12 protein-coding genes are annotated in these 13207 nt (G+C 67.5%); 5 read left to right on the top strand and 7 right to left on the bottom strand.

The features are described from left to right. Positions 1-63: 63 nt before the first annotated feature. From B1964_RS15590 to B1964_RS15580, 3 genes are all read right to left on the bottom strand, one after another. Entirely contained in the window at positions 64-960 is an 897-nt protein-coding gene (locus B1964_RS15590; RefSeq protein WP_253194017.1) for a hypothetical protein, read from the bottom strand. Positions 961-1133: 173 nt separating this feature from the next. Further along, positions 1134-1847, bottom strand: coding sequence for a DUF4352 domain-containing protein (locus tag B1964_RS15585; protein ID WP_253194016.1), 714 nt, complete (start codon positions 1845-1847; stop codon positions 1134-1136). A gap of 123 nt (positions 1848-1970) precedes the next feature. Continuing rightward, the gene (locus B1964_RS15580; protein ID WP_079930410.1) at positions 1971-2744 is read right to left on the bottom strand and encodes a hypothetical protein; all 774 of its coding nucleotides are present in this window, start codon (positions 2742-2744) and stop codon (positions 1971-1973) included. A gap of 274 nt (positions 2745-3018) precedes the next feature. Here B1964_RS15580 and B1964_RS15575 point away from each other — a divergent pair, with 274 nt between their 5' ends. The 3 genes from B1964_RS15575 (at position 3019) to B1964_RS15565 (ending at position 5281) form a co-directional block, all read left to right on the top strand. Continuing rightward, the gene (locus B1964_RS15575) at positions 3019-3321 is read left to right on the top strand and encodes a hypothetical protein (protein WP_006372310.1); all 303 of its coding nucleotides are present in this window, start codon (positions 3019-3021) and stop codon (positions 3319-3321) included. An 89-nt stretch (positions 3322-3410) separates the two neighbouring features. Continuing rightward, a complete protein-coding gene (locus tag B1964_RS15570) occupies positions 3411-4448 on the top strand; it encodes an ATP-binding cassette domain-containing protein (protein ID WP_079930413.1) in 1038 nt (345 codons plus the stop codon). Beyond that, complete coding sequence (locus B1964_RS15565) at positions 4445-5281, top strand: ABC transporter permease (RefSeq protein WP_006372312.1); 837 nt, start codon at positions 4445-4447, stop codon at positions 5279-5281. The genes B1964_RS15570 and B1964_RS15565 overlap by 4 nt, the downstream gene beginning before the upstream one ends. On the opposite strand, the gene B1964_RS15560 is transcribed toward B1964_RS15565, so the two are convergent. Next, the gene (locus B1964_RS15560; protein ID WP_079930409.1) at positions 5263-8562 is read right to left on the bottom strand and encodes a BTAD domain-containing putative transcriptional regulator; all 3300 of its coding nucleotides are present in this window, start codon (positions 8560-8562) and stop codon (positions 5263-5265) included. The two genes, B1964_RS15565 and B1964_RS15560, sit on opposite strands and share 19 nt — an antisense overlap. Positions 8563-8641: 79 nt before the next feature. On the opposite strand from B1964_RS15560, the gene B1964_RS15555 reads away from it, so the two are divergent. After that, entirely contained in the window at positions 8642-9160 is a 519-nt protein-coding gene (locus tag B1964_RS15555; protein WP_006372315.1) for an SRPBCC family protein, read from the top strand. Positions 9161-9206: 46 nt separating this feature from the next. On the opposite strand, the gene ilvA is transcribed toward B1964_RS15555, so the two are convergent. From ilvA to B1964_RS15540, 3 genes are read right to left on the bottom strand one after another with little or no spacing between them, the layout of a single operon-like run. Further along, entirely contained in the window at positions 9207-10406 is a 1200-nt protein-coding gene (gene ilvA / locus B1964_RS15550; RefSeq protein ID WP_079930408.1) for a threonine ammonia-lyase, read from the bottom strand. Between the two features lie 8 nt (positions 10407-10414). After that, on the bottom strand, positions 10415-11569 hold the full coding sequence (locus B1964_RS15545) for a cystathionine gamma-synthase (protein WP_006372317.1): 1155 nt from the start codon (positions 11567-11569) through the stop codon (positions 10415-10417). A 40-nt stretch (positions 11570-11609) separates the two neighbouring features. Further along, a complete protein-coding gene (locus tag B1964_RS15540; protein ID WP_079930412.1) occupies positions 11610-13010 on the bottom strand; it encodes a cystathionine beta-synthase in 1401 nt (466 codons plus the stop codon). Between B1964_RS15540 and B1964_RS30725 the strand changes: the two genes are divergently transcribed. Continuing rightward, positions 13003-13207 (top strand): hypothetical protein (locus tag B1964_RS30725; protein ID WP_216354251.1); only part of this gene is annotated, 205 nt, incomplete at its 3' end. The two genes, B1964_RS15540 and B1964_RS30725, sit on opposite strands and share 8 nt — an antisense overlap.

The raw sequence follows: 13207 nt of genomic DNA, 5'->3' as shown, positions 1-13207 counted from the left end.
GCCACCCCGAACATACACAACACATTTCACGAGACATCAAAAAGCCGATCGGTGGATCGAGGCTTAGGCGTCAGCGCTACTTCTCTTGCAACTCAGGCGGCGCGCACCATGGTCAGGCCCGACCCAGACGCGCCGACGTCGGTTAGCACCGCGCCGTCGTGCATGGCATGTGCGAGTGTGATGGCGAGTTCGACGACCGGTGACAGGTTTGCGGCGACCGAATGATGCTGCTGGAGCAGAACATCGATCACTGTCGCCTCGGTGAGGATCGACGATTTCCATCCCATGCCCCGCAGTACTCCGGGTCAGTGGGCGCAGTACCACCATCGGCGCCATGTCGTCGGCGTGCGCGGCCCACGCACCGATCGCCTTGGGATGCCAGAGCAACCCATCGACAGTCACCTCCGGCATGACCGGGGTACCCGGCCCGAGGTCCTCGTGCATGCGCGCCGGCGCCCGCTCGAACAGCAACAACCCACTCGGCCCGAGTGAAGCGAGGATTCGGGTGTCGCGCATGTCGATTCCGGGCTTACCAGGTTCCGTCATCACGGTATCGGGCACCCAGACCGGGCCGACCCCGGCCACCGCCTCGCTGACGGCCTCGGTGGTGAGCAAGCTGCGATACACGGTCACATACATGTCGGCGTGTTCGGACGATCGGGCGTCGAGTTCGCGAAACGCGTCGGTGTCCTGCCGGCCGTTGGCCTTCATCGCGTCGAGCACCCGATCATAGTGTTCGAGGCGCTTCTCGATGTGTGCGAGGTGGTACGGCCATTCGGTCAGGAGAGTCCGGTAGGCCTGCACGAGACCGGAGTACACCGTCGGCGCCCAACCCGGGCCCCACGGCGAGATCTCCTGACCATCAGTCGCTTTCGCCTGCGCGAGCTGGTCCTCGAGACGCTTGCGTCGGCGCGGGGCAGGCGTCGCAGGCTTCGGGTTGGTGTGGTGTCGTCGTCCCATGCGTTGCAGCGTAAGACCGTTCGGCGCGAAGGCCGCTCCGGAATTCCACAGGCACGAAAAACGATGAACTCATCGGTTCACATTCGCGGCAAGCTCCCTCGTGACGACACCCTCCGGTGTCCGCACCCCCACTGCGGGCGGTGCGGACACCGGTACGTCATGGCTTCCTCAGGTCAGCCGAGGGTGACCTTCGCGCCGCCGGAGAACATCGAGTCGTGCAGCTCGATGGCGGTGGGCACCGCGTCCTTGGGCATGTCGAAGACCACCTTGGCGGTCACGGTGTTGCCAGGATTGATGTTGTCCCACACCGGGATATCGGAGCCGCCTAGAGCAATCTGCGCACTCGTACTCGGCTCGAATTCGCGCCCCTGCGCGTCGAGCAGCTTCTGATCCGACGGGCTGAATCCGTAGGCCTTGTCGGAGATGTTCTTGACGGTCATCGTGACTACCACGAACTGCCCTTGCGCCTGCTCGGTGAGATACGGGTTGTCGCCGACGCTGGCGAGCCCCTTCTCGACACCGGTCACCACGAACTCGAACTTGCCGTCCCGAACCGGGGTATTGAGCCCGGCCGCCTGCTCCCCGCCGCCGTTCGCGGGCGCATTCTGCGCGGATCCGTTCTGCGACCCGCTCGGAGACGAGTCGTCGGAGCCGCCGCTGGTCGCCACAGCGATGATGATGATCAGCACCACGATGGCGCCGAGAATCCACGGCCACTTGCGCTTCTTCTTGGGAGGCGCCGGAATCGGTTGCGGCGGAACCCCATAACCGGTCTGGCCGTACTGGGGTGCACCGTATTGGGGCGACCCGTACTGGGCTGCACCGTACTGGGGCGCTCCATACTGGGGCCCGGCATTCTGGGCATTCGGATCCTGGGGAGTGGTCACGTCGATCTCCTTTGACTCGGTGCGGTAACCGGTCGGTACCGCCTCCCGACTCACTCAACATAGAGGGTCCGACAATCCCGACGAATCTGTCATTCGACCGGACGACGCATGGGCCCGGGCCCGTCATGCGGCCTTCGCAGCCACCTGCACCATCCATCCCCCATCGATCTCGACGAGACCGACGGTGTTGTTCTGCAACGCCTTTCCGACTCGACACAACATTTCGATCAACGGCCGCGCCCCATCGGGTACATCGAAAGTGCTTCCGATCGGCACCCGCACACCGGTCACCTCGATCAGGGTCGACGACGCCCAATTCTCATGCCGCGGCGAACGTGCGCCACGCCGACGAGCCAACGCCACCACCTCCAGGACCTCGACGACCTCCCCTTCGTCGACACCGTCGTCGACCATCCCGTCGTCCTCGGGTTCGGCCGTCCACCACAGCACCGCGTCGACATCGACGTCCGGTGTCTGCGGACAGTCGCATTCATAGACCTCGCCGGCCTTGACGAAGGGTTTCGCGAACACCATCAGCCCTTTCGGAACCAGACCGGCCAAGCCGAAGGTGCTCTGACCGGCGACATCGGTCACCGCCGACGCCACCGTCAACGCCGACGTCGGTAACCAGATCGGCGCAAGGCCCGAAAGCGCCTCGCTCGCATCGACGCAGCGATTCGCCACCTCGTCCGCCATGCGATACATCGACAACTGAGCTCGCACTTCACCGAGCAGCCAGTCGTAGTCCTCGTCACCGGTCTCGCAACCCAGGCCGGCCAGCTCGTGGTATCGGGCGTTCAACGCTCGCAGACGTGGCTCCAAGTCTTCGGTCACCGCAGCGCAGTCACGCAGGGTCCGGTCATAGGCGTCGCCCAACTCATCGCGGAGCACGCCCATCCGTTCGGGTGACCACCGCGCCTGGAGCGATCGGGACGACGACCGGTTGGCGCGCCGCGCGTGCGACGTGGTGTGAGGAGCTCTGCGATGGCGTTTGCGTTTTCCCATGGCCGAGGAGGCTAGGCGCATTTCGGGCATTCGCCGCGAAGCTGTCCACAACCAGTGCGATGGGTCACAGACGATCCACAGGTTGGTCGCAGACCGCCGACAACCTGCGGGTTCACAGTGGTTCTATCGCGTTCACCACAACTCGCGAACGGAGAGACCGATGAGAATGCACAAGCCCGCACCCGAGGTGCCGATGATCGTCCTCACCGACGATCGGGCCGTCCACGCCTACGCCGACACGCTGTTCGACGCGGGGATGCCGCTCGCCGTCGTCAGCAGCACCTACTCCGACGTCGTGCCCTACATGCTCGGCAACAACGGCCACACCGTGGCACTCGTCGCCGATGTCGACGACCCCGAGCAACTCGCCGGCGCCATCGTGACGGTCGAACGCCGCCTCGGCCCTGTCGGTGCGGTCGTCCGCTACGCCACCGACCTTCCGGCAACCTCGGTGTCCTCAGCCGCCTGACCTGCAGAGATAGTCGCACTGTCAGTCGCCGACACCACGCGTAAGCCGACGTAAGCGCGACGACAGCCACACCGGGCACAGTGGTGTCCATGACCACAGCACTGCATACCAGCCCGGCTCCGGGTGGCGCGGCTCGGACCACCGACCTCGCCATCGACGCCCACGGCCTGGTCAAGACATTCGGTAACAACCGCGCCGTCGACGGCGTGGACCTGGCCGTCCCCACCGGTTCGGTCTACGGCGTCCTCGGCCCCAACGGCGCCGGCAAGACCACCACGGTCAGCATGCTGGCCACCCTCCTGAAACCCGATGCGGGGTCGGCGACGGTCTTCGGATACGACGTCGTCTCCGACGCCGTCGCGGTCCGCTCGCTCGTCGGTGTCACCGGGCAGTACGCCTCGGTCGACGAGGACCTCACCGCCACCCAGAACCTCGTCGTCTTCGCCCGGCTCCTCGGTTTCTCCCGCAAGGCCGCGAAGTCACGCGCCGAGGAACTCCTCGACGAGTTCTCCCTCACCGACGCCGCCGACCGGCCGCTGAAGAACTTCTCCGGGGGCATGCGTCGCCGCCTGGATCTCGCGGCCAGTCTCATCGACACCCCGCCGCTGCTGTTCCTCGACGAGCCGACCACCGGCCTCGATCCCCGCACCCGCGCCCAGATGTGGGACACCATCCGCAATCTCGTCCGCGGCGGATCAACGGTGCTGCTGACCACGCAGTACCTCGACGAGGCCGACCAGCTCGCCGACCGCATCGCCGTCATCGACCACGGTCGCGTCATCGCCGACAACACCGCCGACGGGCTCAAGAACTCGATCGGCGCGGCCACCCTGCAACTGCGGCCCGCCGACCGTGCCGACGCCCCGCGCGTCGCGGAGATCGTCGAGCAGATGCTCGGCGAGCCCGCCGCGCTGTCGGCCGAGGCCGGCCGGGTCTCGGCGTCGTTGCACCGCCCCGACCTCGTCCCCGACATCCTCATCGCCATGCGCGAGCAAAACATCACCGTCGATGAGATCAACGTCCAGAAACCCAGCCTCGACGAGGTGTTCATGACACTCACCGGCAAACCCGCCGAGACCGATGCCGACACCTCCACCGACGACTCCACCGAGGAGACCCAGTCATGACCACCACACTCAACCGGACGTCCACCCCGTCGGCCATCACCACGCGCGAAGTGCGTGACAAGGTGAAAACCTCTGTGAGCCTTGGCGAGACCATCCGCCAGTCGTTCACCATGGCCTATCGCGGCGTGCTCAAGATCCGGCACAACCCCGAGCAGCTGTTCGACGTGACGCTTCAGCCGATCATCTTCACGCTGATGTTCACCTACATCTTCGGTGGCGCGATCAGCGGCAACATCCACTCGTATCTGCCGGTGATCATCCCCGGCATCATGGTGCAGACGGTGATCACCACCTCCATCGTCACCGGCACGCAGCTGCGTGAGGACATGGACAAGGGTGTCTTCGACCGATTCCGGGCCCTCCCCATCGCGCGGATCAGTCCGCTCGCCGGCGCACTGCTCGCCGACATGATCCGCTACCTGATCGCCACCACACTGACCATCGTGATGGGCATCATCATGGGCTGGCGCCCCGACGCCCTCGGCGCCATCGGTGCCGCCCTGCTGGTCATCGTGTGCAGCTTCGCGATCTCCTGGATCTTCGCACTCATGGGCTGCTTGATGAGCAAAGCCTCAGCCGTGCAGGGCATCTCGATGCTGATCCTGTTCCCGCTGACCTTCATGTCCAATGCCTTCGTCCCGGTCAGCACCATGCCCGGCTGGTTGCAGGGCTTCGTCAACGTCAATCCGATCAGCCATCTCGTCACCGCGGTCCGGGAACTGACCGCCAACGGACACATCGGCATTCACGTGGTGTGGTCGTTGATCGGTGCGGCCGTCATCACCGCGGTGTTCGCACCGCTCGCGGTGCGCGCCTATATGCGCAACGCCTGAGCACCATCGGCACGCCTCGACGCCAGGATAGCCTGCAACCGTGCGGCCGCCTGGCGTCGGGGCAGGTCGGCGACCGGACCGGTGTGCGCCTCCCACTCCTCATCGGTGAGACCCGACAGTTCTTGCATGTGTTCAACGGTGTAGACGAAGCCCGGGTAATCCCGACGAGCCCGTAGTCGCTGCGACAGCACCATGAGTTGGGCGCCGTCGCCGCGCGTCTGCGGGTCGGCGCTCAGGACATAACCCGCGGCCAGGGCCATCGCCCCGGCCTGGGGCGAATCGTGCCAGCCGAGCGCGGAGAATGTCGCCGCCACGCCGTCACCCAGGATCGGCAGATAGCCGCGCGCCAGCTCTGTGAGACCCGCTCGCATCAACCCGATCACCGCGACGCTCACCATCATGAGCACTCCCGGATCCTGCGCCCCGAGGGGATGCTCGCGCATCACCTGCTCACCGGCCCGACGATAGAGATCACCGGCGAGATCGGTGTCTCCCCTGGCGAATCGGTATTCGGCGTGGGCCAGCATCAGCGCCGCACCGAGTTCGGGGCTGCCCTGCGGATCGGGCTGATCCGGCGTCCACCCGTCCGAGACGACGTCGAGCTCTATTGCCGCAGAATCCATTTCACCGAGTGCGATCAGTGTCACGACCAGATAGGTTCGGGTCTGCATCTCGTCCTCGTAGGCGCCGAGGCGTACGAGTTCGACGATGCCCCTGCGATAGTGACGCACCGCATCACGCCACAGCATCTGTTGACCCAGGACGCTGCCGACACTGACCTCGACCATCGCCGACATCCACGTGTCGCCGTTCGCCTCGGCTCGCTTCTGCAGGGTCACCCCGTCTCGCAATGCACCCTCGAGGTCACCCATGTTCTCGCGGATGTTCATCCGCGCGGCCATCGCCGCGGTGGCCACCCGCTCCTCGGCGGCCCGTGTGCCGCGGACGATGTGGCGCATGGCCTCGAGGGCAGTACGGCTGAGCGCGCATGCCGCGATCAGATCGGTCGGTTCGTCGTAGGCGTGATCGGGTCGGTGGAGCAGGCGCAGGTGATAGCGGCCCTTCGCCAGCGCACGCAGATCACGGCGCATCACCTGGTGGGCGAGCGCGGCGAGCAACGACGCCTCCCAGTCTCGCCGCACATCGTCGGCGACCGTGCGCGGTGGCGTCGGGATCACCGCGAGAATCTTTGTCCCCCAGTTCAACACCTCGGCATGCAATCCCCGCGCCATCCACAGGCCGGAGAGCACGGGGAAGACCCGGATGACGGTCAGGAAGGTGTCGGTCGGGGAGCCGGAGTGCAACGACGGCTCGCCGGCACTCAGGCGATCGAGGCAACTGCGCATCACCCAGACGAGGTTCTCGGCGTCGGCGGCCACCGCGCCGAGCAGCACGTCGTCGATGCCCTCGTCGTACCGTGCGGCCGCGTCGACGCAGAATTCGCGGGCCCACCGCCACATCCGGTGGTCGACCTCTTCCGACTCCTCCGGGGTGGCGCCGAGCTTGCCCTCGCCGAATTCGCGCACCGTCTCCAACATTCGGTACCGCACGCGTCCACCGCTCTCGGTGACCTCGAGCAAGGACTGGTTGACCAGTGCGGCGAGCGTGTCGTCGAGCCGGAATCCGTGGTAGCCCAACACCGTTGCGGCCGCGTCGGTGGTGAATCCCCCGGGGAATCGGCACAACCGGCACAACGCGATTCGTGCGTCCTCGTCGAGGAGCTCCCAGCTCCAGTCGATGACCGCATAGAGGGTGCGGTGCCGATCGGGCGCGCTGCGATCGGCACCGCGCAACAGTGCGAACCGTTCGACGAGGCGATCGGCGATCTCCTCGACGGTCATCGTGCGGATTCGGGCGGCGGCCAGTTCGATCGCCAGCGGCAGACCGTCGAGGTGACGGCACAGCGCGGCGACTCGGTCCGGGGGCAACAACGCATCGGGGCGCACCGCGCGGGCACGGGTGACGAACAGTTGCACTGCCGGTCCGGCCTCGCGCGCGTCGAGGGTCGGTAGCAGGTGGATACGCTCCGAGGGCAGCATGAGCGGTGAGCGGCTGGTGACCAGGACCCGGATGTGGTCGTCGGCGGCGAGTAGGTCGGCGACGATCTGGGCGCACCGGTCGATGACCTGTTCACAGTTGTCGAGGACGAGCACCGCGTCGCGACCGCGCAAGGCGTCGAGCAGCCGGTCGTGCAGGTCACCGACGCTCATGCGCGGGCGGTTACCGCTCAGATCGGACTCACCGACGCCGAGCGCCGCAGCGATCGCCGGGACCACGTCGTCGTCGGCACGGATCGGCGCCAGGGGGACATAGAACACCGAGGCGCCGGTCTCCACGAGCCGATGACCGACGCGGTTGGCCACGCGGGTCTTGCCGACCCCACCCGGACCCTGGATGGTCACCACCCGACCGGTCTCGATGGCCGACACAATCGCATCGACGTCGGCGTCCCGACCGATCAGCGCGGTGGTGTCGGCGAGCAGTCCGATGCCCCGACCGCGACGAACGGTCCGGGGCACCTCGGTCGGCTCCGTGACCGAAGTGTCGGTGCCGCTGAGCAATTGGGTGTGCAGCGCACTGATCTGGGCGCCCGGGTCCACCCCGAGTTCGGCCGAGAGCCGCCGACGGAGTCCGGTGTAGACCGCGATGGCGTCGGCGACCCGACCCGCAGCGGCCAATGCCTGCATCAGATCCAGATGCGCGGACTCGTCGAGAGGATCAGCGAGGCAACGTTTTTCGGCGATCGATCGGGCCGTGACGTGGTCGCCGGCGGCCATGGCCGCAGTGTAGCGGGAACGGTCGAGGCGATCGGCGACCTGCCGGGCGCGGGCGGTCAGCTCGTCGATCAGCCCGCCCGGTTCGTCGGTACCGAGATCATCGCCGGGGGTCCCGCGCCACCAGATCGCCGCGCACTCCGCGTCGTCGGTGGAGGCGATCATCTCGGTGACGACGTCGAGATCGGTGCGGCAGCCGACGAGCCGGTATCCACTGCCCGACCCCTGCAGGTGGGCGGCGCCGAGCAACTGCCGCAACCGGGAGATCTGGGTGTGCAACGCCGAGCTCGGCGACCGGGGCGCGTCGTCGCCCCACACGTCGTCGATGAGTCGCTCGGCCGATCGGGTCCGTCCATCGGCCAAGGCCAGCGACGTCAGCAGGCGCTTGGCACGAAGACCGGGCACCGGAGTGGCCTGCGGTGCGTCGGAGTCCGAATCCGGGTGCGGCGCAGCGATCACAGACACCGGACCGAGCAGTCCGATGATCACCTCCCCGTCATGGGCCACCCCGCCAGCGTAGTGGACTCCGCCGACGGACAGACGGATCGTGGCGGTGCACGGGGAGGCGATGCCCTAATCTCGACTCATGGCGCGCACCTATGACCTCGAACCGTTCGACCTCGACTTCTTCGACACGGCCCCGATCTCCTATCGCATCGACATCAACATCCCGGTGTCACCGCAGCGCGCGTGGGCCGAACTGACCAGGCAGAACACACTGGACTGGTGCAAGGCGATCAAGTCGATCGAGTTCACCTCGGCGGCGCCCTACGGAGTCGGCACCACCCGGCAGGCGTCGCTCGCCCCGGGCTATGTCACCCTCTCGGAGGTGTTCTTCGACTGGACCGAGGATGCCGAGAACTCGAGCTACCACAACGCTTTTCGCGTCGCGAAGGTCAATGTCCCCGGGATGCGGCGGTTCGGCGAGTACACCGAGATCACCCCGGCGGCAGTCGGGTCGCGTCTCGTGTGGGCGTTCGCCCTCGAACTCGGCCCGTCATCGCGGGCGCTGAATGCGTTCTCCAACCCGGCCTCGGTGCCGGTGTTCAAGAGCATCGAATCGGACACCCTGCGGCACTTCGCGCATCTGACCCCGCAGGCCTGACCCGGACCGGGCGCTCAGCCCCTCAAGGCCCTGCCACCCCAACGGTTCAGCGCAGGAAACCCGCCTGGGCCAGCGCCTCGCGCACCGTCGCCTGGTGGTCGGGCCCCCGGGTCTCGGCGCTGACGGTCACCTGCACCTGCCCGAGCGCGAGTCCCTCGGCGACACGTGAATGGACCACGTCGACGACGCTGGCACCCTGGTCGCGCAGCATTTCCAGCAGCGAGATCAGACCCCCGGGGCGGTCCGGCACGGTGGCGGTGACGGTGAGGAACCGTCCGGCGGCGCTCAGTCCGGTCGTGGTGACGTGGCTGAGCACGAGCGGATCGATGTTGCCGCCGGAGGCCACCACACACACCGGCCCCGACAACTGTCCACACACGCCTTCCACCACCGCCGCGACCCCGGCTGCCCCGGCCGGCTCGACGAGGAGCTTGGCGCGCTCGAGCATCAGGAGCAGCGCGGTCGCCAACGCGTCCTCGTCGACGGTGACGACGTCGTCGACGAGTTCGGTCACGTGGGCGAACGGAACCTCCCCCGGGAGCGCCACCGCGATGCCGTCGGCCATCGTCGCCATCCGCGCCGCGGCCGTCGGCGATCCGGCAGCCAGCGACTGTGGCCACGCGGCCGCTTCTGCGGCCTGCACGCCGATGATCCGCACGTCGGGGCGAACGGGTTTGACCGCGGCCGCGATACCGGCGAGCAGCCCGCCACCGCCGAGCGGCACCACGATCGTGCCGACGTCGGGCATCTGCTCACAGATCTCCACGCCGACCGTCGCCTGCCCGATCACGATGTCGCGATGATCGAACGGGTGGATCAGTACTGCTCCGGTCCGCTCGGCGAATTCGCGTGCGGCGACCAGGGATTCGTCGATGGTGGCACCGACGAGCTCCACCTCGGCGCCATAGGCGCGGGTGGCGGCGATCTTCGGCAGGGCCGCGCCGACCGGCATGTACACCCGCGAGGAGATCCCCAGTCTGCTCGCCGACCACGCCACGCCCTGCGCGTGGTTGCCCGCACTGGCCGCGACCACACCGCGCTCGCGTTCGGCCGGGGTCAGCCGGCTGATCCGGTAGTAGGCCCCGCGGGGTTTGAACGATCCGGTGCGTTGCAGGTTCTCGCACTTGAGCCAGACCTCGCGGTCGGCGCGCTCGCTGAGCACCCGGGACGCGACCATCGGGGTACGACGCATGACGCCGCGCAGTTCGGTGACGGCGTCGGCGATCTCGGACGCGGTGATCAGCATGGGCGTCGCTACTGCAGTGCCTGCTCCAGGTCGGCGAGGATGTCGTCGACGTCCTCGATGCCGACCGACAGCCGCACGAGGTTGGCGGGCACCTCGAGCAGCGAGCCCGCCGTCGACGCGTGGGTCATCGCGCCGGGATGCTCGATGAGTGACTCGATCCCGCCCAGGGATTCGGCGAGGGTGAACACCTCGGTGCGCGCGCAGAACTTCTGGGCGTCCTCGATGCCGCCGGCCACGAGGACCGAGACCATCCCGCCGAAACGCTTCATCTGCTTGCTCGCGACCTCGTTACCGGGGTGCATCGGCAGTCCCGGGTAGAGCACGCGGTCGATCCGGTCGTGATTCGACAGGTAATCGACGACGGCTTCGGCGTTGTCGCAGTGCTTTTCCATCCGCACTGCCAGGGTCTTGATGCCGCGCATGGTCAGGTAGGCGTCGAAGGGCCCGGGTACCGCACCGGCCCCGTTCTGCAGGAAGGCGATCGCGTCGTCGAGTTCGGCGTCGTCGGTGACCAGAGCGCCGCCGACCACGTCGGAGTGCCCGCCGAGGTACTTCGTCGTCGAGTGCAGCACGACGTCGGCCCCCAGCGACAGCGGCTGCTGCAGGTAAGGTGTGGCAAAGGTGTTGTCCACCACCAACTTTGCGCCGGCGTCGTGGGCGATCGCGGCGGTCTGTTCGATGTCGCCGACGTTGAGCAGCGGATTGGTGGGCGTCTCCACCCACACCAGCTTCGTCTGCGGGGTGATCGCCGCACGGATGGCGTCGGCGTCGGTGACCGGCGCAACCGAATAGGTGATGCCCCACTGGGTGAAGACCTTGTCGATGAGCCGGAAGGTGCCGCCGTAGGCGTCATTCGGGATGACCAGATGATCCCCGGGGCGCAGGCACGCACGGAGCAACGCGTCGGTGGCGGCCATCCCGGAGGCGAAACCCCGTCCGTAGGTGCCGTGTTCGATCGCGGCGATGTTCGCCTCGAGCACCCGGCGCGTCGGGTTGCCGGTGCGGGCGTATTCGAATCCGTCGCGCATGCCGCCGACGCCGTCCTGGGCGAAGGTCGAACTGGCATAGATCGGGACGTTGACCGCCCCGTTGAGCGGGTTGGGCTCGTAGCCGGCGTGGATGGCGTCGGTCGCGAAACCGCGGGGACGCTGCTGGGAACTCACGGGATAACTCCTCGTCGGTGGACGTCGGGGGAAGCCGGTGTCAGCCGGCGGTGATGGTCGGATGGGTGCTGACGAAGGCCAGCAGATCATGGCGGGTGATGACGCCGATCGGCTTGCCGTCCTCGACCACCATCAGCGCGTCGGTGTCCGAGAGCGCCTTGGTCGCCGCCGACACCGGCTCGCCGGAGCCGATGAGCGGGAACGGTTCTCCCATGTGCGCCGACACCGGGTCGGCGAGGTTGGCGCGGCCCTCGAACACGGCGCTGAGCAGATCCCGTTCGGTGACCGCACCGGCGACCTCGCCGGCCATCACCGGCGGTTCGGCGCCGACGACCGGCATCTGCGACACACCGTATTCACGGAGGATCTCGATGGCGTCGCGCAGGGTCTCCGACGGGTGGGTGTGCACCAGGTCGGGCAGTGCGCCGGTCTTGCCGCGCAGCACGTCGCCGACGAGTGGTTCGGTGGCCTTCGCATCGAGAGGGGTTCGCAGGAAGCCGTAGCTGCTCATCCACTCGTCGTTGAAGATCTTCGCCATGTAGCCACGGCCACCGTCGGGCAGCAGCACGACGACGACGGCGTCGGGGCCCTCGCGCTCGGCGACCCGCAGCGCCGCGACCACGGCCATCCCGCACGATCCGCCGACGAGCAGGCCCTCCTCACGGGCCAGACGTCGCGTCATGTCGAAGGAGTCGGCGTCGGAGACCGCGATGATCTCGTCGGGCACGCTCGGGTCGTAGGCCTCCGGCCAGAAGTCCTCGCCGACACCCTCCACCAGGTAGGGCCGTCCGGTACCGCCGGAGTACACCGACCCCTCGGGGTCGACACCGACGACCTTTACCGCGCCACCGGAGACCTCCTTGAGGTAGCGCCCGGTGCCGGTGATGGTGCCGCCGGTGCCGACGCCGGCCACGAAGTGGGTGACCCGGCCGTCGGTGTCGGCCCAGATCTCCGGACCGGTCGTCTCGTAGTGGCTCTGCGGCCCAGCGGGATTCGCGTACTGGTTGGGCTTCCACGCACCGTCGATCTCGCGGACCAGCCGGTCGGAGACGTTGTAGTAGCTGTCGGGGTGCTCGGGTGCGACCGCCGTGGGGCAGACGACGACCTCGGCGCCGTAGGCGCGCAGCACGTTGCGCTTGTCCTCGCCGACCTTGTCGGGGCAGACGAACACGCAGTGGTATCCGCGCTGCTGTGCGACGAGCGCCAAACCGACCCCGGTGTTACCCGAGGTCGGCTCGACGATGGTGCCGCCCGGCTTGAGCGCACCGGATTTCTCGGCGGCCTCGATCATGCGGAGCGCGATACGGTCCTTGCTGCTGCCCCCGGGGTTGAGGTATTCGACCTTGGCCGCCACCAGCCCGGAGCCGGGCGTGACCACCGAATTGAGTTTGACCAGGGGCGTGTTGCCCACCAGGTCGACGACGTGATTGGCGATGCGCATGCCCTCCATGGTCCCAGAACCCTCTCCGTCGTTTCCATCCGACGTCGATTCCCGGATCACCGCAGATCGCCGTGCCGATGGCGACCCGCAGACCCGCAGGTCACCGGTCGCCGGCCCAGGCATCGGTAAGCTGTCACCCGTGACCGGTCCGCGCCCCACCGACCACCATCTGCTGCGCGATCTCGGGGCCACCGCGG

The organism is Gordonia sp. i37, from assembly GCF_002043085.1.
GTDB classification, from domain to species: Bacteria; Actinomycetota; Actinomycetes; order Mycobacteriales; family Mycobacteriaceae; genus Gordonia; species Gordonia polyisoprenivorans.
This window is presented reverse-complemented; position numbering and strand designations above follow the sequence as displayed.

What these genes read in the sequence shown, in the direction of transcription:
- B1964_RS15590 (WP_253194017.1), bottom strand. Translation starts at nt 960, where the DNA reads ATGGGACGACGACACCACACCAACCCGAAGCCTGCGACGCCTGCCCCG.
- B1964_RS15580 (WP_079930410.1), bottom strand. Translation starts at nt 2,744, where the DNA reads ATGGGCGTGCTCCGCGATGAGTTGGGCGACGCCTATGACCGGACCCTG.
- B1964_RS15575 (WP_006372310.1), top strand. Translation starts at nt 3,019, where the DNA reads ATGCACAAGCCCGCACCCGAGGTGCCGATGATCGTCCTCACCGACGAT.
- B1964_RS15570 (WP_079930413.1), top strand. Translation starts at nt 3,411, where the DNA reads ATGACCACAGCACTGCATACCAGCCCGGCTCCGGGTGGCGCGGCTCGG.
- B1964_RS15565 (WP_006372312.1), top strand. Translation starts at nt 4,445, where the DNA reads ATGACCACCACACTCAACCGGACGTCCACCCCGTCGGCCATCACCACG.
- B1964_RS15555 (WP_006372315.1), top strand. Translation starts at nt 8,642, where the DNA reads ATGGCGCGCACCTATGACCTCGAACCGTTCGACCTCGACTTCTTCGAC.
- ilvA (WP_079930408.1), bottom strand. Translation starts at nt 10,406, where the DNA reads ATGCTGATCACCGCGTCCGAGATCGCCGACGCCGTCACCGAACTGCGC.
- B1964_RS15540 (WP_079930412.1), bottom strand. Translation starts at nt 13,010, where the DNA reads ATGCGCATCGCCAATCACGTCGTCGACCTGGTGGGCAACACGCCCCTG.